The organism is Maribacter zhoushanensis (assembly GCF_029350975.1).
GTDB lineage: Bacteria > Bacteroidota > Bacteroidia > Flavobacteriales > Flavobacteriaceae > Maribacter > Maribacter zhoushanensis.
Genome location: NZ_JARKMR010000004.1, coordinates 81,421 through 101,598, shown reverse-complemented (window position 1 = coordinate 101,598; position 20,178 = coordinate 81,421). Strand labels below are relative to the sequence as shown.

Genomic DNA, 20,178 nt, shown 5'->3' with positions numbered 1-20,178 from the left:
AACCGCCAAATGATATTGATTAATAAACTTCATAAAAAGTATTTCCTTTTTTTGGTTTTATGTATATCAAGTATAGGGCTTTTTGCACAACATCAATATAAGGGAACGGTGCTGGATGCTGACACTAAAGAGACGCTTCCTTTTGTAAATATTGGAATTGTAAATAAGGGTGTAGGTACCGTAAGTGATTTTGACGGGAAGTTTTATTTAGAGATTGATAAAGGTAATTTTTCCAAAGATGATATTCTTCAATTTTCATCTGTAGGTTATAAAACCGTTAAGTTCAAAATATCCGAGGTAAACTTTAGCAATGCACTTTTTCAAAAAGTGGTCATGCAGCCTGAGGCAATGCAACTCAACGAGGCGATAGTAACTGCTAAATACCTAAAAGGTAAAAAAGATGACGTTGTCGGTTTTTCCTATCCTAGTAAAAATAAGTTTGGGTATTGGAAGGGTGATGGTTCATTGGGTGCTGAATTATTGACAAGAATAAGTGTAGACAAGAAAAAGCACTACTTAAAAGATTTTCACTTTTATGTGAACGAGAATTATTCAGATAGCGTTTTGGTACGTATCAATATTTACAAGGGCGGAACTATCTATCCAGAAGATAAATTATTAAAAAAGAACGTTACCAAAATGATAGGCAAATCTCCAGGAAAGATAACGGTAGATTTAAAGCCTTACAATCTAATTGTAGATGAAGATTTTAGTATTGGTCTAGAATTATTGGAAGTGTATGGTAAGCGCGTTGGTTTAGTTTTGGCTGCAGATTATAGACCAAGTACTTCGTACAGAAGATATGTGAGTCAAGGGCAATGGAAAACCTTTAGGGGAGATGCAATGACCTTTTATGTTAATACCACTGCTTTGAATGACGGTGATATTGCTCAAATATCAGATTATTCTAGAAACAAGTTGCTTAAAAATTCATTTCAAACTCCAATAATTAATACTAATCCTATTAAAACCCACCGATCTATTACTGGTTTTGTTTTTAATAATGGTAAGCCCGTGGAAAATGCTACAGTTCAAATAACAGAATCATTAAAACAGACACAAACAGATGCCTATGGTAGATACTCTATTATGGCTAGGTTAGGTGATGTTATTAGTTATAATTATTTAGGTTTTGAAAAGGTAGAGCGTAAAGTTACAGAAACCGTACATAACATTAATGTAAGTATGAATGTTAAAGTAGAAGAGTTAACAGGTGTAACGGTTACAGAAAGAGCACGCTTAAAGAAAACCGAGGCAGAAATGTTTTCTGAATATTTAACGAATGATGAATTTGCCAAAACTGCTTATGGAACCCTTGATAAAAAAACTATTGGGCATTCAATAACTATTTTAGAGGGTAAGAGTTTAAATTTAACTGCCCCAAATATACTTGCAGCTATCGACGGTAAAATAGCGGGTGTCCGGGTAGGGAACGTAAAAGTTGAAAATCCCTGTTTTGGATGTTCTTTTACCAAAGTTGCTGTTTTTATAAGAGGGGGAAGCGGATCAATAAATAATTTGAGACCTGCTATATTTGAGGTTGACGGTATAATCTATGAAGAAGTTCCTTATTTCTTAGATTTGAATGTTATTGAGCGTATTGCGGTAATACCTGGTCTTGCTGGCGTTGGTAGGTATGGTCAAGTTGCAGCAGGTGGTGTTATTGCTATAAGTACTCATTTTTCTAATTTTGCTGGTAAAGACGGTAAAAATATTGATCAGGCATTAATTCAGCGTAATATTTATAAGCACGATGCAATAGATAAACAACAGGCTAATAAAAATTTGCCAGGCTACCTTCAAGCTCTTTTAGCTGGCAGTAGTTTTGAAGCGGCTAAGAAAGTGTATCACGAAAATGAGAAACTTTACAGTAGTTCTGCTTCGTTCTTTCTTGATGCCTATATTTATTTTACTGCTAATTGGGAGCAAGAAAAATTCAATAATGATATCATCGCTAATCATCAGTCGCTCTTTGAAAATAATATCAATGAAATGAAAGCTTTGGCATATGCTCATCAGCGAGAAGGTGAATTTGAAAAAGCCAAGAAATTATATACCAACGTTTTTGTAAAAAGACCCAATTATGCGCAATCGTATAGAGACATGGCAAATAGCTATGTTGAGGTTAATGAGGTGCAAAAGGCGGCTAATCTTTATAGTAGGTACACCAAATTATTGAACGATTCTTTTCTTGTGGCAGATACTATAGGATTACATCCTATCATTACGACTGAGTTCAATCACTTTTTACAGCATAAAACCGACTTTGCTATTAGTTCAGAGGATTTAAAAGAAATTGTGGCTATGCGCAAGGGTACAGATACCCGTCTTCTTTTTGAATGGAACGATGATGAAGCCGAGTTTGAACTTCAGTTCGTAAATCCAGAAAATCGTTATTTTGTTTCTCGTACATCGTTAAACAATCAAAATGAATATTTTGGTAAGCAAGAATATTCATCGAGCAAAGAGTTCTTCCTTGAAAGTGATATTATAGGGGAGTGGGTTGTAAATATAAATTATAAAGGGAATAAAAGTGGTTTGCCTACCTATCTAAAAGTGACTTCTTTTTCTGGTTATGGTACAGATAGTGAAGAAAGCACCATTAGAATTTATAGGCTATCTTTAAAAAATGTGAATCAAAATTTATTTTACCTACCAACTTTAGGTATCGATAAGCTGAATTAAAATTAATAGCTTGATATTTAAATGGTTGAAGTCTGTTTTAATTTTTCAATGTTTTCGTAAAATTGTTAAATTCATACATATTTTGTATATCAATTCCTACATAATTAACTCTGGTTTAATTTTTGATGTTAATTTTAGTATAATATTTAAAACTCTATTCTATGAAAAATGTTTTATTCCTCTTAGTATTAGCATCTTTTGCTTGCAATGTTCATGCCCAGAGCAAAATTGTAAAAGGTAAAGTTACCCAAATGGATGCTCCTTTGGCAAATGTTCAGATATCTATTATAGATTCTGATATTGCAACTACAACAGACTCAAACGGATTTTACCAAATAACGACTGAACCTAGAGATGTGTTATTATACAAATATCCGGGCCTCAATGATGTGCAAATTATGGTAGAAGATGTTACTCGCACCTTGAATATAGGAATGAGTCAAAAAGTTGAACAATTAGATGAGGTAACCGTAAAAGGTAGTAATAGGAAATCTCAAAGTGAATTGGAAGAAGAGTATAAATACAAACCAAATTTAATTAAAACGGCATTCGGAATTTTGGATAGTGAGACTGCACCAGGAAAAATTAGGTTTTTACAAGAGGAAGAAATCAATGATGTAGGTATCTGTATTTTAGATGTTGTTAGAAACGAATTTCCGGGAGTAAGAGTGTTTGGTGATTGTATGAGAGGTGGAGGTGTATACATTAGAGGGTTTAATTCCATAAGTCAGGCATCACCTGCGGTTTATGATGTTGATGGTCAGATTTTAACTAGTGCTCCTACGTGGATTGCACCAGCTTCAATTGCTAGGTTGGCTGTTTTAAATAATTTGGCAATGACTACTAGATACGGGTCAATAGGTGCTGGCGGTGTCATAGTAATTAACACGAAAACATTATTATATGCTGGTAATATTGATGGAAAGCCTTATGATCAAGCTAAGCTTAGAAATAATAAATATGATAATTCAGCATTAAGTACAGTTAATTTTAAAGAAGATAAGCCTTCGTACCTGAATGAACTTTTAAATGCGAAAACCGAAGACGAAGCAAAGGTTATCTACGAAAATCAAATCAAAAAATACAGTAGTTCTTATTACTATGTTTTAGATGCTTATGATTACTTTTCTAACAAATGGAAAAATAATGAATTTGCTGAAAAGATTATCCAAGAGAATGATAGGGTTCTGAGTGGAAATCCTTTGGCATTGAAGTCTCTGGCATATATTTATCAAGCAGAAGGGAAATTAGAGAAAGCGAATAAATTATATGAAGATGTATATACGCTTAGAGCAGATTATGCCCAGTCTTATTTAGACCTTGCAAATAGTTATAGAGATCTAGGTATGAATCAAAAAGCGGCAGCTATGTATCTACGATATGATTATTTATTAGAAGAAGAATTATTGGAAAAGGAAGAGGAAGTAAAAACCATAATGGATCGTAATTTAAATAATTTGATTTCTTTAAAGGGTGCCGATTTAGTTTCAACGGATAAGGTGAATGAAATTAAACTTGATGATGATTTTAAGGGGACTCGTTTGGTTTTTGAATGGAGTGATAGTGAGGCAGAATTTGAATTACAATTTGTAAACCCAGAAAAAAGATATTACAAAAGTGAACATTCTCTAGTGGCAGATTCTGAGAGAATTCAAAGCGAAAAACGTTCAGGTTTTTCTAGTGAAGAATATTTAATAGATGATACCCTGCGTGGTAATTGGTTGGTTAATGCTACCTATTTAGGTAATAAAAGTTTGACGCCTACATATTTAAAAGCCACTGTATATTATAATTACGGTAGTGCATCGCAACGAAAAGAAACAAAGGTTTTTAAACTTGGTCTTCGTAATGTAAATCAGCAATTGTTTTCAGTATCTAATGCTGTTAGTATGGTATCTAATTAAGTCCGTTAAAATTGCAAAATATAATAGCATAGTAGATATGTAATTATTATAAAAACCCACAATACATTTTAAATGTGTTGTGGGTTTTTTGAATGTAAATAGTATAAGATATTGCTACTAAAAGTATTTAAGAAATTAAACTTGCAAAACCCCCATATTAAAAGGCTTTTCAATAGGTGAATGATCAGCAGCTTCAATTCCCATAGAAATCCATTTGCGGGTGTCTTTTGGGTCTATAATAGCATCTGTCCATAAGCGGGAAGCAGCGTAGTACGGAGAAACTTGATTGTCGTAACGTTTCTTGATTTTATCAAAAAGCTCGGTTTCTTTTGTTTCTGTAATAGTTTCACCTTTCTTTTTCAAAGAAGCTTTTTCAATTTGTAATAATACTTTGGCAGCAGAGTTTCCACTCATTACAGCAAGTTCTGCGCTTGGCCAAGCAACAATTAATCTTGGGTCATATGCTTTACCGCACATGGCGTAGTTTCCGGCTCCATAACTGTTTCCTATGACGATGGTGAACTTGGGAACGACGGAGTTACTTACCGCATTTACCATTTTAGCTCCATCTTTTATGATACCACCATGTTCACTTTTACTACCTACCATAAAACCGGTTACATCTTGTAGAAAGACTAAGGGAATTTTCTTTTGATTGCAGTTGGCTATAAATCGGGTTGATTTATCTGCGGAGTCGGAATAAATTACTCCGCCAAATTGCATTTCACCTTTTTTGGTTTTAACTACTTTTCTTTGGTTGGCAACTATACCTACTGCCCACCCATCTATACGTGCATATCCGGTAAGAATGGTTTGTCCGTAGCCAGCTTTATATTCTTCAAATTCAGAATCGTCTACCAAACGCTTAATGATTTCCATCATATCGTATTGCTCAGCTCTAGAGCTTGGTAGTATTCCGTATATATCATCCGGGTTTTCTTTTGGCTTCATACTTTTCTTACGGTTGTATCCCGCCTTAGGGAAATCACCGATTTTATCCATAATATTCTTTATGGTATCTAAAGCCGCGGCATCATCTTTCGCTTTATAATCTGTTACTCCACTAATTTCACAATGTGTAGTAGCTCCGCCTAAAGTTTCATTATCTATGCTTTCGCCAATAGCAGCTTTTACCAAATAGCTGCCTGCCAAAAATATACTTGCGGTTTTATCTACAATTAGCGCTTCATCGCTCATAATTGGTAAATATGCACCACCGGCAACACAACTACCCATAACGGCAGATATTTGGGTAATGCCCATACTGCTCATGATGGCGTTATTTCTGAAAATGCGACCAAAGTGCTCCTTATCGGGGAATATCTCATCCTGTAAAGGCAAGTACACTCCCGCGCTATCCACTAAATAAATAATGGGGAGTTTGTTTTCTATAGCTATTTCTTGTGCTCTTAAATTTTTCTTTGCGGTAATGGGGAACCAAGCTCCGGCTTTAACCGTAGCATCATTGGCAACGACAATGCACTGCTTTCCTTTTACGTACCCCATTTTAATAACGACACCACCAGATGGGCAGCCGCCGTGTTCTTTATACATGCCGTCACCAACAAAAGCACCTATTTCTATTTGTTCAGACTTTGGATCTAAAAGATAATCAATACGTTCTCTGGCGGTCATTTTTCCTTGATCATGCTGCTTGGCTATTTTGGCTTTTCCTCCGCCTAAATAAACCTCGTTTAGCTTTCTTCTAAGGTCTGATAATAACAACTTATTCCTATCTTCGTTTTGATTGAATTTTAAATCCATTCTATATAATATCTTTTCTTTTGATAAAGATAAGGAGTTAATTTTGGTGTTCATGCAACAAAAACAAAAAGTATGATAAAGTGGGGTATTGTAGGGGCAGGTAACATTGCCCATAGTTTTTCTAAAGATTTAGCATTGGTAAATGGTGGTAAATTGGTGTCCGTGGCATCAAGAAGTTTAGAGAAAGCAAGAGCTTTTGCAGATGAATATGAAGCAGAAAATGCATATGGAAGTTATGAAGAGCTATTTAATAGTGGTACGGTAGATATCATTTACTTGGCAACGCCACATACATCACATGCAGATTTGAGTATTGCAGCAATGAAAGCAGGTAATGCTGTGCTATGCGAAAAACCGATGGGTGTAAACAAAGCTGAGGTTGAAAAAATGGTTGCAGTCGCCAAGGAGAATAATGTTTTTTTAATGGAGGCTTTATGGTCACGTTTTAATCCTACAATCAAAAAGGTGAAAGAATTGGTAGAAAATGATACTATTGGTGGCATTGGATATCTACATTCAGATTTTGCTTTTTATGCTTTGGATAGGGATGAGAACGGAAGATTGTTAAACCCTGATCTTGCTGGTGGCTCTTTATTGGACATAGGTATCTATCCTATATTTTTAGCATATTTAATGTTAGGAAAACCAAAGGATATAAAGGCAACGGCGAATCTTTATAAAACCGGAGTAGAGGTGCAGTGTAGTATGATTTTTAACTATGATAATGCTCAGGCTATTCTGTATAGCGGACTCAATTCTAACTCTGAAAAGAAATCTGAAATAGCCGGAAGCCTAGGGACTATTTTTATACACCCAAGATGGCATGAGTCTACAGGTTACACTTTAGAAAAAGATGGAGAAACGATTTCTAAGGAAGTCGGAAAAAGAGGTAAAGGGTATGTTCATGAAATTGAGGAAGTTCACGATTGTCTAAATTCTGGGAAAAAAGAGAGTGACTTATGGAGTCACCAAAATAGCCTAGATTTAATAGGGATTATGGATTCGGTACGTAAAAAGACGGGAATTGTGTTTCCGTTTGAATATTAGCATGGGTAATAGTGGACAAATATCTTAAAATTTACGATATTTGATGTTCGCTTAAATTTTAATCGACTCGAAAATGAACAAGAATACTGTGCTCACTTGGGCTACTTTTATTATGATTTTTGTAGGTCTTGCTCTTATTGCATTAGGAGCTTTTCGCTATGATCAAGTTGCTGGTTGGGGTTTTGCATCCGTCGGAATTGGTTTTTTTGCTATTGCTTGGGTGTTCAACGCACTTAAGGGTAGAGTATAACATACATTTTAAACCGGTAGTGAATTTTTCTACTAGCTTATAATTTTCAATAAACACTATAATTTATGTCAGACGATAAGAAGGTAATCTTCTCCATGTCAGGAGTTACGAAAACCTATAAGAATGCTAATACCCCAGTTTTAAAGAATATATACTTAAGTTTTTTCTACGGTGCCAAAATCGGAATTTTAGGTCTAAACGGTTCTGGTAAATCTACTTTGCTGAAGATTATTGCAGGGGTCGATAAAAACTTTCAAGGTGATGTTGTATTTTCTCCTGGTTATAATGTTGGGTACCTAGAACAGGAACCTGAATTGGATGAAAACAAAACCGTTTTAGAGATTGTAAAAGAAGGTGTTGCAGAAACTGTAGCCATTCTTGATGAGTACAATAAGATAAACGATATGTTTGGTCTCCCTGAGGTTTATGAAGATGCTGACAAAATGCAGAAGTTGATGGATCAACAGGCTGTTCTACAAGATAAAATTGATGCCGCCAATGCTTGGGAGTTGGATACCAAGTTAGAAATTGCAATGGATGCTTTACGTACTCCGGACCCTGATAAGAAAATTGCCGTATTATCCGGTGGTGAGAGAAGAAGGGTAGCCTTATGTCGATTACTACTTCAAGAACCTGAAATTTTATTATTAGATGAGCCTACCAACCACTTAGATGCAGAATCTGTACATTGGTTAGAGCATCATTTAGCATCTTACAAGGGTACGGTAATTGCTGTAACACACGATAGATATTTCTTGGATAATGTTGCCGGTTGGATTCTTGAATTGGATAGAGGAGAAGGCATACCATGGAAAGGAAACTATTCTTCATGGTTAGATCAAAAATCTAAACGTTTGGCTCAAGAGAGCAAAACAGCTTCTAAAAGACAGAAAACTTTAGAGCGAGAGCTAGAATGGGTACGTCAAGGAGCAAAAGGAAGGCAGACAAAACAAAAGGCACGTCTTAAGAATTACGATAAGTTAATGAGTCAAGATCAGAAACAACTTGACGAGAAACTAGAAATTTACATCCCTAACGGACCGCGATTAGGTACCAATGTAATTGAAGCAAAGGGAGTAAGTAAAGCTTATGACGATAAATTGCTTTATGAAGATTTGAACTTTAAATTACCACAAGCAGGTATTGTTGGTATTATTGGTCCTAACGGTGCCGGTAAAACCACTATTTTTAGAATGATCATGGGTGAAGAAACTCCTGATAAAGGAGAGTTTGAAACTGGTGAAACTGCTAAGATTGCATATGTTGACCAAAGTCATTCTAATATTGATCCTGAAAAAACCATTTGGCAGAACTTTAGTGATGAGCAAGAGATGGTAATGATGGGCGGTAAACAAGTGAATTCTCGTGCATACCTAAGTAGATTTAATTTCTCAGGTAGTGAGCAGAACAAAAAAGTAAACATGTTGTCTGGTGGTGAGCGTAACCGTTTGCATTTGGCTATGACATTAAAGGAAGAAGGTAACGTTCTTTTATTAGATGAGCCTACCAACGACTTAGATGTAAATACGTTACGTGCCCTTGAAGAAGGTTTAGAAAATTTTGCTGGTTGTGCAGTGGTAATATCGCATGATAGATGGTTCTTGGATCGTATCTGTACACACATTCTAGCTTTTGAGGGTGATTCTCAAGTGTATTTCTTTGAAGGTTCTTTCTCTGACTATGAAGAGAATAAGAAAAAGAGATTAGGCGGAGACCTTATGCCGAAACGAATTAAGTATAAGAAGTTGATCAGATAATATTTTAATAAAAGAAAAAGCCCGCAATTGCGGGCTTTTTTATTTTCAGCTATTAGCTAATATTAATATTCTTTATTAGGGTACCAATCTAACTGTATCACTTCAATATCTTGGTTGCCTGCGTCTACTAATTGCTTAAATTTCGCAACATCGCTTACGTCGGGTTTACCTCTGTAGTGATATGGGTATACTTGTTTAGGCTTAAAGTCCAAAACGGAAGCAGCGGCACTTTCTTCTGTCATAGTGTATGGTAAGTTCATACATATAAAAGCTTTGTCAATATTTTTTAAAGAACGCATTTCTGGAATGTCTTCGGTGTCACCAGAGAAGTAAATTCGCTGACCGTCAATGTTAAGAACATATCCGTTACCGCGTCCTTTTTCATGGAATTTTAAAGCTTCTTTTCTAAGGTTGTACATGGGTATAGCTTCAATTGTAATATCATTAAGTTCTTTACTGGTCCCATTTGCCATAATTACAAGTTGTTCTTTATATTTTTCAGGTAATTCGTTAGCGACCGCTTGTGGTACTACAAATGTTGCGTTAGCAGTGTCTAAGGCATTTAAAGTCTCTACATTTAAGTGGTCGCCGTGTATATCGGTAATTAAAATTAAAGTAGGTTTTTTTTGACCTTCAAAAGCAGCGGCTCCGCCAACAGGGTCAATGTAAATGATGACATCGTTCCATTCTATTACAGCTGTGGAATGCTCAATAGGAATAAACTTGATATCTTCAGATTTACGCTTGTTGATTATTTCGGTAACCGATTTGTTTTCTTCAATTTCGGTTGTAGTATCTACGTTGCTCTCTGCTTTCTTAGCATCTTTACATGCAAATGCCATAGCGCCCAAGAATACTAAAACAAGCAATTTATTTATTTTCATTATGTTACGTTTAAAAGTGTTAGTTCCATTTTAATATCGGATCGAAGGTACTCTAAATTATCTTCTAGTGGCACATTTTTAAAACCGAATTTCTTATATATATGCAGAGCGGTGTCCAATTTAGTGCTAGAGTACAATTCTAGAGTTTCCCATTTTTTATTCTTAGAAAAGTCTATGGCATGGGCTAGCATTTTTTGCCCGATTTTTAATCCATGATGGTTTTTGTCTACTGCCATCTTACCCAATTCAAAACGATTAGCTTCCTTTTTGATCAATGCAAAGCATCCTACAGGTTTGTCATTCCATAATCCTATAAAGATATATCCGCCTTTATCAATTATTGTAGATTGACTATGATCTAATAGCTCCTTGTCTTTTTCTTCCACCTTAAAATATTCAGTAATCCAAGCAATATTCAAGTCTCTAAAGTTTTCAGTATATTTAGGCTCGTAAGGCACAATGCTAAGCATGATTTCTAATTGTTATTTTAGTTAACACCTAAGTTATATCATATTTTATAGTCCCTAACAAGGTTTATAAATTAATTTAACATTAAAAAATCTAAAATTTGAATTACCACGTATATAAACTGAACAAACAGACACTTTATTAAATTTAAAATTATGACTGAAACAAAAAACAACAATGGCTTAAAGGTTTTGACCGCTCTTTTAGGTGTTGTGCTTTTAGGTACTATCATTTACACAGTAAGTCTTTACCAAGATAAAAAGAAGACTGAAGGTGTACTTACCAAAGAGAAAGAATTGGTAGTTGAAGATTTAAATAGCTTGAAATCTGAGTATGACAAAGCTATTTTAGAAAGCAATGCCACTAATGAAGAGTTGGTAAGCGCAAGAGATAATATTGCAAAATATATTGATTCTGTAAAAACAATGAAAGCTGATATAGGTTCTTTATCTAGATATAGAAGACAAGTTGGTGTTCTTAAAGCAGAAAGAGAGCAATTATTAAAGCAAGTAGATTCTTTAACACGTTCAAATACTGCAATTGCTATGCAACGTGACAGTACGTATGTGGAATTAGAAAAGCAAACTGTTTTTAATGACTCTTTAGTAGTACAAAATACAAACTTGGCTCAAGTAGTAGAAAAAGGTTCTGCGTTGAACTTATCTAAGTTTAATGTTGATGCCGTTAAAGAACGTAACAGTGGAAAATTAGTTTCTACACAAAGAGCTAAAGCAACTGATAAGTTTAAAATCTGTTTTACTGTAGCTGATAACGTAATTGCACAAGCAGGCGATAGAGAATTTTTCTTAGAAGTTTTAGATCCTCAAGGTAATGTACTTGGTGGTAGCAACTCTATGACAAATGACAACGGGGCATCTATTACTTATAGTAAGCAAACTGGTTTCTATTATGAGAACAAATCTTTAGATGTATGTGATTATATTAGTAAGCCTTCTGGTGATTTCAAGGATGGAAATTATATGGTAAATGTATATGATGACCAATTAAAATTATTGGGTACTTCTAAATTCATGTTGAAGTAAGATAACTTTATTACATAAAAAAAGGCGACCAATTTGGTCGCCTTTTTTCGTTTTTATAGTTTGTTGTTAGTCTTTTAGACTACCTACCATATTTTCAGGTTTTACCCATTCATCATAATCCTCTGCGGATACATAGCCTAAATTAACGGCTTCTTCTTTTAAAGTTGTACCGTTTTTGTGAGCGGTGTTAGCTATTTCTGCAGCCTTGTAATACCCTATTTTAGTATTTAAAGCAGTTACCAACATTAATGAGTTATTCAGTAGTTGTTTGATAACTTCATGATTTGGTTCTATACCGGCAGCGCAGTGCTCTTCAAAACTTACGCAGGCATCACCAATTAGTTGTGCCGATTGTAAAATGTTGGCAGCCATCATAGGTTTAAAAACATTTAATTCATAATGTCCTTGGGTTCCACCTACGCTAACGGCAACATCATTGCCCATAACCTGAGCGCAAACCATAGTTAATGCTTCACACTGCGTAGGATTCACTTTTCCTGGCATAATGGAACTACCTGGCTCATTTGCCGGAATAATGATTTCTCCAATACCTGAACGCGGACCTGAAGCCATCATTCTAATATCATTGGCAATCTTATTTAGAGAAACAGCCAATTGCTTCAATGCACCGTGACTTTCAACAATAGCATCATGAGCAGCAAGGGCTTCAAATTTATTTTCAGCAGTTATAAATGGCAAACCTGTGAAATCAGCAATATATTTTGCAACCAAAACATCATACCCTTCAGGTGTATTTAAACCTGTACCTACTGCCGTTCCGCCTAAAGCAAGTTCACTTAAATGTGCGAGTGTATTTTTCAATGCTTTTAAACCATGGTCTAATTGAGATACGTAACCTGAAAATTCTTGACCTAAGGTTAGGGGAGTAGCATCCATTAAATGCGTACGGCCTATCTTAACTACATTCTTGAATTCAACAGATTTTTTCTGAAGTGTGTCTCTTAATTGCGTAACACCAGGTATGGTAACTTCAACTATCTTTTTATATGCAGCAATATGCATACCGGTAGGGAAGGTGTCATTTGATGATTGCGATTTGTTTACATCGTCATTTGGCTGAATTGTTTTTTCACCCTCACCTATAACTTTACCAGCAATTTCATGTGCCCTGTTGGCAACTACCTCATTCACGTTCATGTTACTTTGCGTACCAGAACCTGTTTGCCATATGACCAATGGAAATTGATCATTATGCTTGCCTTCTAAAATTTCATCGCAAACTTGTGCAATCAAATCTCTTTTTTCTTCAGATAAAACTCCGAGTTCGCAATTGGCGTATGCGGCAGATTTTTTTAAATATGCAAAGCCGTAAACAATGTCTAATGGCATTGACGCAGAAGGACCAATTTTGAAATTATTTCTAGAACGTTCTGTTTGTGCTCCCCAATATTTGTCTTTGGGAACCTCAACATTACCCATGGTATCTTTTTCGATTCTGAACTCCATAATCTTATAATTTATATGAATCTTAAGTTAACTTATTAATATAGCCTCAAAAATAAGGTTTACATTTATTTTTATTGTGACAACTTTGTTGCGAAAAGTAAAATTAATTTTGCAGAACGTTTGCAAAAAATAATTCGTTTATGGTATCTTTGTCATATATAAGTAAGAAGATATGTTTGATTTTGACCAATATTTAGGATTTTTAGCTTTTTTAACCATATTAACAATAGGTTTTTGGCTAATGATGTTTTTGTTATTATTTGTTGTCCCTTACTGGTTAGGTGGTAACATTATGGAGCTATTGAAAGAAAGACGCGACAAGAAAAAAGCCGCAAGAGAAGCATAGATATAATAGAATAAAAAAAAGGAGCTAATTGGCTCCTTTTTTTTATGTCTTGTTTTTTGATATTAACCTTCTATTTCATCTCCGTCATCATCGTTGTTTCCCCCTCTATTACCTTTGTTACGTTCCTTTGGTTGATTGAAACGATATACAAAGCCCATAGTTATTTGGCGTTGTCTCCATTGAAACTCACTGTCTGATGTAAAGAACTCTGTTTCTGTATATGATGTTCTTTTTCTAGAGTTCAATAAATCACTTACATTTAGTGAAAGCGTACCGTTATCATTTAAAATATCTTTACTGAAGGCTAGGTTCAATGAGAATATACCACCGTTTTCAGTTTGTGCGGTAGAAGATGGTCCTCTATAGAATGCATTAGTTTGCCAGTCTACTTTGGCTGGTAGTGAAACCTTAGAGCTAAATCTAGCAAACCAACTTGTATTTGTGGTGCCATAATCTACACCATTAAAGTCTCCTTCAGTTGAAAATTGAAAGAAGTTAAAACTAGAATTTAATCGCAACCATTTTGCGGCACTATATAAAACACCAGCTTCAACACCTATTCTATCGTTTGTAGATAGGTTGATAGGAATAGATCTAATAATTTCAATACCATCAGTGGTAGTTTGTCCTGTTTCTTCTTGAACACGCTCAAAAGAGTCGGTTTCTCTTTGATAGTAAATGGAAGAAGTTAAGGTTATTTTGTCCCATCTTTTCAAATAACCTAAATCAAAAGCATTTGAAAATGCCGGATTTAAATTTGGGTTACCTTGAAAAATATTTGTTCTACTAGATCTAGATGGAAAAGGATTTACAAATCTACCTCTAGGTCTATTTATTCTTCTGTTATAACCTAAAGAAATATTTTCATTTTCAGCTAACTCATAAATGAAATTCACTGTTGGGAACAAGCCTAAATAATTATTATCGAAATTAGCTTCTACATCAACGCCTAATTGATCTTCTAATTCACTAGTGTCATATAACGAAGACAGTTCACCTTTCAATTGCGTGTTTTCTAATCGTAATCCTAATAGGAAAGAAAATTTACCAAATTTGTTACCATACTGTGTATATAATGCATTTACGTTTTCAGTATAAGTAAATAGGTTGGTAAGGTCTTCGTTGATATCAAATAAACCTGTTGCTTGGTTTAGGGAATCTAAGCGATAGTCAGTACCTGTTTCTTCAAAAGTTCCTCTGTAGCCAATTTCAAATTGAGCGTCACCCATTGGTAGTACATAATCTGCTTGAATTAAATATTCGTTGTCGGTTTCTTCCTCGTATACATTTTCCAAAACGATTAAATCATCATTAGGCAATGTATTGTTCTCTTGAATGAGATTAAACTTTTCTTCTTCTCCTTTAGAATATTGAAGGTCTACTGTTAGTTTTTGTCCATTGTCATCTAAATCATTTACATAATTTAAAGAGAATTGATAGTTGTTATCATCTTCATTTTCATCTTCACTTCTAAACGTTTCGCTGTCTAAAGAGCTGTTTATGAACCTCTGGTTTGTATTGCCTGTTTCATCTTCGCTTTTAGAAGTTCTATAGAAAACACTACCGGTAATAGATGATGATTCGGTCAAGAAATATTCTAACCCTAAGTTGGTATTGAATCCCTTTCTTAATCTATTATACTCTCTGTCCTCTATAATTCTGTCATAAGTACCAGAAGAATAAGTGTTGTCGTAAAATGCATTACCTGGTGCGTCTCTGTAGCTATAACCTGTGGTGTTGAATAAATTGAATTTATCTGTTCGTAAATTTGCATTGACAGATATACCACTATTAACAGGGTAACCTATGGTTGTATTTACTGAGCCATTAAAACCTAATGTTTTTTCTTTTTTAAGAACAATGTTCAAAATACCCGCTGTACCTTCTGCATCATATCTTGCAGATGGACTTGTAATAACCTCAACCTTTTCAATAGCATCTGCAGGAAGTTGGGTTAGTGCGTCAGTAGAACCAAAACCTGCTAAAGCAGATGGTTTGCCATTAATTAGTATTCTAACATTCTCATTACCTCTTAAACTTATAGCACCTTCAACATCTACATCAACAGATGGTACATTATTAAGGGCATCGGTAATGGTTGCACCACTATTGGTTAAGTCTTTACCAATATTATAAATCTTTTTGTCTAGACGAACTTCTACAGTTGTCTTTTCACCAACTACTTCTACAGCTTCTAATTGGGCTACATCTAAGGCAAGTTTAATGGTACCTAAGTCTGTTGATTTTCTTAAAGTTTGATTTGGTAGTTTATACGTTTTGTAAGATATATATTCAATGGATATATTATACTTACCTGGTGATGCCTCAACCTTAAAATTTCCATCTATATCCGTTATACCACCGGTAATTTGATCTGGGTTGGCAACACTTTGTAGTACTAGTGTGGCATATTCTAAAGGTAAGTTATTATCTTTGTCCAAGACCTTACCTGTAATGACAATTGGACCTCTTTCCCGGTCTCCTCCCGGTCTTTGACTATGTGTGTAATTGAATGATAGTACTAGGAGTAGGAGTAAAGGGAAAAGTTGTTTCATTTAGTCGGTTTTAGATTTCTTTCGTTTTTTCTTCTTTTTATTCTTCTTTAAAGTTTTTGAAACACCATCTTTTTGTAGTGCAACAAAAGCTTCATACTTTTCTAATGGCAAACCTGCTTTTAATTCTTCGTCTTGCCTTTTTGTAATATTCTCATAAACCTCAGCCATTTTTTCTGGCGGAAGCTTCAATATTTGAGCTTCTATACGCTCTTGAACATATTTCTTTAAAACAGAACTTAATACAGCCTGTTCAAATTCATTTAGTGCAAGCGCCTCGGTTATTCTAGGCATTTCGCCATCAACCAATTCTTCTGCGGTTTTAGGTTTTGGTGCTTCTGCTGGTGTCTGAGCTTGTGGTATTGAACTTCTTTGTCTGCCATAACCATAACCGCCACGTGACCCATAACCGTTATTACCATAACCGTATTGCGCATAAATTTCAGAACTTCCTAATAGAATTAATAGCAGTGCCAATACTTTTAGGCTGCTACATTTTATTACTTTTTTCATGTGTTTAGATTATAAAGTTATACTATGGTTTAACTGAAAATGGTTAATTGTTTGTTAAGATAATTACCTGAGCAATTATAGTGAATTCTATTTTAACAATGAATCTATGTTAGAAGCAGGTCTACCTATAACTGCACTATTTCCATTAATTACAATAGGTCTTTCTATTAATTTTGGATAAGCAATCATTGCATCTAATAATTCTTCATCATTTAGTGGTAAATGCTTAAATTTTTCTTTCCAGATTGCTTCAGACTTTCGTACTAAATTAATAGGCTTAATTCCTAAACAACTTATGATGTTTCTTAACTCATCTTTAGTTGGTATGTCTTCTAAATATTTTACTACTTCAAACTTCTTGCCAGAATTTTCAAGTACTTTAAGTCCTTCCCTAGATTTACTACATCTAGAATTGTGATATATTTTAATCATTACAATTTATTTTAACTAATAGATATCCCTATTCATCTAAAAAAAGATAAATAAGGATATCTGTTTTATTCTTCATCTTTTTGTCCCATCATCATTAGATAGGCTTTAAGAAATTGGTCTATATCGCCATCCATAACATTGTCGACATTACCTGTTTCTTGACCTGTTCTTACATCTTTTACCAATTTGTAAGGATGCATAACATAGTTTCTAATCTGAGAGCCCCATTCAATCTTCATTTTAGAAGATTCAATTTCTTGCCGCGCTTCCATTTTCTTGCGAAGTTCTATCTCGTACAATTGAGACTTTAGCATTTTCATTGCCGTGGCTCTATTATCATGTTGACTTCTACTATCTGAACATGAAATTTGTATACCGGTAGGGTAGTGGGTCAATTGAACTTTAGTTTCTACTTTATTCACATTTTGTCCACCGGCACCACTGGATCTAGCTGTTGTAATAGTTATATCTGCAGGATTGACATCTACCTCTATGCTATCATCTACTAGAGGGTATACATACACAGATGCGAATGAGGTGTGTCTCTTGGCATTACTATCAAACGGAGAAATACGTACCAGTCTGTGGACGCCATTTTCGCCTTTTAACCAACCAAAGGCATACTCGCCATCAATTTCTAATGTTACGGTTTTAATACCGGCTACATCACCTTCTTGGTAGTTTAATTCTTTAATTTTATAACCATTCTTTTCTACCCACATCATATACATACGCATAAGCATAGCTGCCCAATCGCAACTTTCAGTACCACCGGCACCCGCAGTTATTTGTAATACAGCTGGTAGTTCATCACCTTCTTCAGAAAGCATATTCTTGAACTCCATTTTTTCAAGGGTATTAATTGCCTTTTCATATTGGCGTTCCACTTCTTCTTCAGAAACTTCACCTTCTTGTTGAAATTCAATTAATACCTCTAAATCTGCTACCAATAGTTGTGCCGCATCATAATCATCTACCCATTGTTTTTTTGATTGGATAAACTTCATATGAGCCTGTGCTTCTTGTGGATTATCCCAAAAATCAGGAGCCAAGGTTTTCTCTTGTTCGTTTTCTATTTCTATTAATTTGGCATCAATGTCAAAGATACCTCCTTAACGCACCAAGGCGATCTAAAAGACCTTTGTAGTGGTCTGTACTTATGTTCATACAATTTTATTTTTGGGTAAAAATAATACTCTTTTAAATAATGATGGTAGATATTTTAGAATACCTATTGTTGACTTTCAACAGTTACCGTGTGTATGGTCTTGTTCCTGCCCTGTGAATGAATTATTCCTTTGAGGGGAGCGCAATCATTATAGTCTTTACCATAACAAACCTTTATGTGGTTGGTATTGGCAAGAATATTGTTGGTAGGGTCAAAACCTTTCCAGCCAATTTCTGGTATATAGGCTTCTGCCCACGCATGCATTTGAGAATCACCAACGTAGCCGCTGTCTTGATCAAGATATCCTGATACATATCTAGTTGGTACACCATTATTTCGTGCCAATGCACAAAAAAGATGGGTGAAGTCTTGGCAAACTCCTTTTTTCTTAGCTATGATCTGTTTTAGTGGGGTGCCTACTTCAGTTACACCTGCGGTAAATTTTATGTACTTAAAAATAAATAAGTTTAAGGCTTCAAGATTATCGAAAATAGAAATAGAATTATCAAACTTGAACAGCTCTTCTTGTTTGTTTTCTAAGGAGGTGAAAGGGGTAGATTTTAAAAAGCGTTCGTGAATAATTTTAAAATCTGAATTATGTAGTTCATTATATGCTAAAGATATATCCGGATTTATTTTGAAATTATATGGGTCTACCTCTTCTTTTGAGAACTTAAATTTAGCTTCAAAAGTAATTTCCTTAAACTTTTTCTTTGGATGAACTCTTAATGTTTTAAAGCCATAACCATTAATTGAATATTCAGTATTGGCAAATAATGAATTACTGAATTCTATTTCTACTTCATGTTGGTTCTCGTTCTCAACCGGAATTATTAAAAATTGCCAATGTGCGTCATAAACCCAATCATCATAAATATTTTTCGCATTATAGGTAATCTCAAATTCTCTCGGCATAAGGGCAAATATACCTCATTTAACCGGGCTAATAGTTAAAAAACTCTTCGTCTACTTTGTCGCTAATATCTACTAGACTTTTTAGAATATCTTCAATAAATGATTTAATGTCCTCATCTATTTCCTCAATATATTTAAACTCATATTCAGATCGTACCCTGCCTATTAAGAAAGCGGTAGAATCTTTGTTATATCTCTTTTCTGGATTAAGCATTTTTACATGCCTATTTACTTGGTTTAATGAGTTCATTACCGATCTTGGGCAGTTAGGGTTTAGAATCAAAAATTCTAATGTTGTAATACTGGTAGGTGTTTTTTTGTAAAATCTACGCATCATATCATAAGACTCCGCACATTTTAAAAGGGTAGTCCACTCAAAACTTTTTCTGAATTTATCGTTCTCTCCTCCTTGAGAAAGTAATGCATCATTATATTTAGCATTGATCATTCTAGTGATTTGGGTGGCTCTTTCAATATTGATACCCATTGAAATTATAGCGTAGGTGGCATCATGTAAGAGAGTGCCACGTATTTTACCCCTAAGTATATCTGTCATTTCAGCTACGTTTGTAGTGAAATCATGAAGACCATTTTTTACAAAAATTTCTTTTGGGTAGTTGATGACGAAGTGATAAAACTTGTTGATTGCCTCGTACAATTCTGTAGAGATTAAATCTCTTGCACTGTTGGCATTTTCCCTTGCAAATTTTATGTTGTTGATTATAGAAGAACTATAAGATGGATCTAAACCAATCTGATAAAGTACGTCTTCTTCTTTTAAAAATTTATCTAAATCTTTTTCAGGGTCACCTACCATAAATAACATTGATCGCAATACAAATTGGCGATCTTGAGATTTTAGATTAGGTGCATCTAAAGAAGAGAAATAGTTTACATTTAAATATCTTGCTACATGTTCAGAACGCTCAATATAACGTCCCATCCAAAATAGATTATTGGCAACTCTTGCTAACATATAATTT

17 protein-coding genes are annotated in these 20,178 nt (G+C 34.6%); 7 read left to right on the top strand and 10 right to left on the bottom strand.

The window, feature by feature from the left end; genetic code table 11:
* Positions 1 to 9 precede the first annotated feature (9 nt).
* The gene (locus PXD56_RS13995; RefSeq protein ID WP_276493963.1) at positions 10 to 2,685 is read left to right on the top strand and encodes a carboxypeptidase-like regulatory domain-containing protein; all 2,676 of its coding nucleotides are present in this window, start codon (positions 10 to 12) and stop codon (positions 2,683 to 2,685) included.
* A 161-nt stretch (positions 2,686 to 2,846) separates the two neighbouring features.
* Entirely contained in the window at positions 2,847 to 4,589 is a 1,743-nt protein-coding gene (locus PXD56_RS13990; RefSeq protein ID WP_276493962.1) for a carboxypeptidase-like regulatory domain-containing protein, read from the top strand.
* Between the two features lie 135 nt (positions 4,590 to 4,724).
* Here the strand turns inward: PXD56_RS13990 and PXD56_RS13985 are convergent, their stop codons facing one another.
* Positions 4,725 to 6,353, bottom strand: a complete 1,629-nt coding sequence (locus PXD56_RS13985; protein ID WP_276493961.1) for an acyl-CoA carboxylase subunit beta — start codon at positions 6,351 to 6,353, stop codon at positions 4,725 to 4,727.
* Positions 6,354 to 6,425: 72 nt separating this feature from the next.
* Between PXD56_RS13985 and PXD56_RS13980 the strand changes: the two genes are divergently transcribed.
* The 3 genes from PXD56_RS13980 (at position 6,426) to ettA (ending at position 9,407) form a co-directional block, all read left to right on the top strand.
* Entirely contained in the window at positions 6,426 to 7,400 is a 975-nt protein-coding gene (locus PXD56_RS13980; RefSeq protein ID WP_276493960.1) for a Gfo/Idh/MocA family protein, read from the top strand.
* Between the two features lie 73 nt (positions 7,401 to 7,473).
* Positions 7,474 to 7,650, top strand: coding sequence for a CAL67264 family membrane protein (locus PXD56_RS13975; protein ID WP_167333101.1), 177 nt, complete (start codon positions 7,474 to 7,476; stop codon positions 7,648 to 7,650).
* Positions 7,651 to 7,715: 65 nt separating this feature from the next.
* Entirely contained in the window at positions 7,716 to 9,407 is a 1,692-nt protein-coding gene (gene ettA / locus PXD56_RS13970) for an energy-dependent translational throttle protein EttA (RefSeq protein WP_276493959.1), read from the top strand.
* Between the two features lie 62 nt (positions 9,408 to 9,469).
* Here the strand turns inward: ettA and PXD56_RS13965 are convergent, their stop codons facing one another.
* Positions 9,470 to 10,291 (bottom strand): MBL fold metallo-hydrolase, encoded by an 822-nt coding sequence (locus tag PXD56_RS13965; RefSeq protein ID WP_276493958.1) that lies wholly within the window; start codon positions 10,289 to 10,291, stop codon positions 9,470 to 9,472.
* Complete coding sequence (locus PXD56_RS13960; RefSeq protein ID WP_276493957.1) at positions 10,291 to 10,761, bottom strand: GNAT family N-acetyltransferase; 471 nt, start codon at positions 10,759 to 10,761, stop codon at positions 10,291 to 10,293. Before PXD56_RS13960 ends, PXD56_RS13965 begins: the two co-directional genes overlap by 1 nt.
* A 153-nt stretch (positions 10,762 to 10,914) precedes the next feature.
* Between PXD56_RS13960 and PXD56_RS13955 the strand changes: the two genes are divergently transcribed.
* Positions 10,915 to 11,802 (top strand): hypothetical protein, encoded by an 888-nt coding sequence (locus PXD56_RS13955; RefSeq protein WP_276493956.1) that lies wholly within the window; start codon positions 10,915 to 10,917, stop codon positions 11,800 to 11,802.
* Between the two features lie 66 nt (positions 11,803 to 11,868).
* On the opposite strand, the gene fumC is transcribed toward PXD56_RS13955, so the two are convergent.
* The gene (gene fumC, locus PXD56_RS13950) at positions 11,869 to 13,269 is read right to left on the bottom strand and encodes a class II fumarate hydratase (RefSeq protein ID WP_276493955.1); all 1,401 of its coding nucleotides are present in this window, start codon (positions 13,267 to 13,269) and stop codon (positions 11,869 to 11,871) included.
* A 172-nt stretch (positions 13,270 to 13,441) separates the two neighbouring features.
* On the opposite strand from fumC, the gene PXD56_RS13945 reads away from it, so the two are divergent.
* A complete protein-coding gene (locus PXD56_RS13945; protein ID WP_167333102.1) occupies positions 13,442 to 13,615 on the top strand; it encodes a hypothetical protein in 174 nt (57 codons plus the stop codon).
* A 62-nt stretch (positions 13,616 to 13,677) separates the two neighbouring features.
* Here PXD56_RS13945 and PXD56_RS13940 read toward each other — a convergent pair whose 3' ends face one another.
* From PXD56_RS13940 to PXD56_RS13915, 6 genes are all read right to left on the bottom strand, one after another.
* Positions 13,678 to 16,170 (bottom strand): TonB-dependent receptor, encoded by a 2,493-nt coding sequence (locus PXD56_RS13940; protein WP_276493954.1) that lies wholly within the window; start codon positions 16,168 to 16,170, stop codon positions 13,678 to 13,680.
* Entirely contained in the window at positions 16,171 to 16,680 is a 510-nt protein-coding gene (locus PXD56_RS13935) for a hypothetical protein (RefSeq protein ID WP_276493953.1), read from the bottom strand.
* Positions 16,681 to 16,767: 87 nt separating this feature from the next.
* Complete coding sequence (arsC, locus tag PXD56_RS13930; RefSeq protein WP_276493952.1) at positions 16,768 to 17,112, bottom strand: arsenate reductase (glutaredoxin); 345 nt, start codon at positions 17,110 to 17,112, stop codon at positions 16,768 to 16,770.
* 65 nt (positions 17,113 to 17,177) lie between these two features.
* Positions 17,178 to 18,279 (bottom strand): peptide chain release factor 2 gene (gene prfB / locus PXD56_RS13925; protein ID WP_276493951.1). Its coding sequence is split into 2 segments (ribosomal slippage): positions 17,178 to 18,212 and positions 18,214 to 18,279, totalling 1,101 coding nucleotides; the frame shifts between segments, so codons are not numbered across the junction.
* A gap of 64 nt (positions 18,280 to 18,343) precedes the next feature.
* Positions 18,344 to 19,195, bottom strand: coding sequence for a transglutaminase-like domain-containing protein (locus PXD56_RS13920; protein WP_276493950.1), 852 nt, complete (start codon positions 19,193 to 19,195; stop codon positions 18,344 to 18,346).
* Between the two features lie 28 nt (positions 19,196 to 19,223).
* Complete coding sequence (locus PXD56_RS13915; RefSeq protein ID WP_276493949.1) at positions 19,224 to 20,171, bottom strand: alpha-E domain-containing protein; 948 nt, start codon at positions 20,169 to 20,171, stop codon at positions 19,224 to 19,226.
* Between the last annotated feature and the right edge of the window lie 7 nt (positions 20,172 to 20,178).

Excerpts from the sequence above, each read along its gene's own strand:
- PXD56_RS13995 (WP_276493963.1), top strand. The coding sequence starts at position 10 with ATGATATTGATTAATAAACTTCATAAAAAGTATTTCCTTTTTTTGGTT.
- PXD56_RS13990 (WP_276493962.1), top strand. The coding sequence starts at position 2,847 with ATGAAAAATGTTTTATTCCTCTTAGTATTAGCATCTTTTGCTTGCAAT.
- PXD56_RS13985 (WP_276493961.1), bottom strand. The coding sequence starts at position 6,353 with ATGGATTTAAAATTCAATCAAAACGAAGATAGGAATAAGTTGTTATTA.
- PXD56_RS13980 (WP_276493960.1), top strand. The coding sequence starts at position 6,426 with ATGATAAAGTGGGGTATTGTAGGGGCAGGTAACATTGCCCATAGTTTT.
- PXD56_RS13975 (WP_167333101.1), top strand. The coding sequence starts at position 7,474 with ATGAACAAGAATACTGTGCTCACTTGGGCTACTTTTATTATGATTTTT.
- ettA (WP_276493959.1), top strand. The coding sequence starts at position 7,716 with ATGTCAGACGATAAGAAGGTAATCTTCTCCATGTCAGGAGTTACGAAA.
- PXD56_RS13965 (WP_276493958.1), bottom strand. The coding sequence starts at position 10,291 with ATGAAAATAAATAAATTGCTTGTTTTAGTATTCTTGGGCGCTATGGCA.
- PXD56_RS13960 (WP_276493957.1), bottom strand. The coding sequence starts at position 10,761 with ATGCTTAGCATTGTGCCTTACGAGCCTAAATATACTGAAAACTTTAGA.
- PXD56_RS13955 (WP_276493956.1), top strand. The coding sequence starts at position 10,915 with ATGACTGAAACAAAAAACAACAATGGCTTAAAGGTTTTGACCGCTCTT.
- fumC (WP_276493955.1), bottom strand. The coding sequence starts at position 13,269 with ATGGAGTTCAGAATCGAAAAAGATACCATGGGTAATGTTGAGGTTCCC.
- PXD56_RS13945 (WP_167333102.1), top strand. The coding sequence starts at position 13,442 with ATGTTTGATTTTGACCAATATTTAGGATTTTTAGCTTTTTTAACCATA.
- PXD56_RS13940 (WP_276493954.1), bottom strand. The coding sequence starts at position 16,170 with ATGAAACAACTTTTCCCTTTACTCCTACTCCTAGTACTATCATTCAAT.
- PXD56_RS13935 (WP_276493953.1), bottom strand. The coding sequence starts at position 16,680 with ATGAAAAAAGTAATAAAATGTAGCAGCCTAAAAGTATTGGCACTGCTA.
- arsC (WP_276493952.1), bottom strand. The coding sequence starts at position 17,112 with ATGATTAAAATATATCACAATTCTAGATGTAGTAAATCTAGGGAAGGA.
- PXD56_RS13920 (WP_276493950.1), bottom strand. The coding sequence starts at position 19,195 with ATGCCGAGAGAATTTGAGATTACCTATAATGCGAAAAATATTTATGAT.
- PXD56_RS13915 (WP_276493949.1), bottom strand. The coding sequence starts at position 20,171 with ATGTTAGCAAGAGTTGCCAATAATCTATTTTGGATGGGACGTTATATT.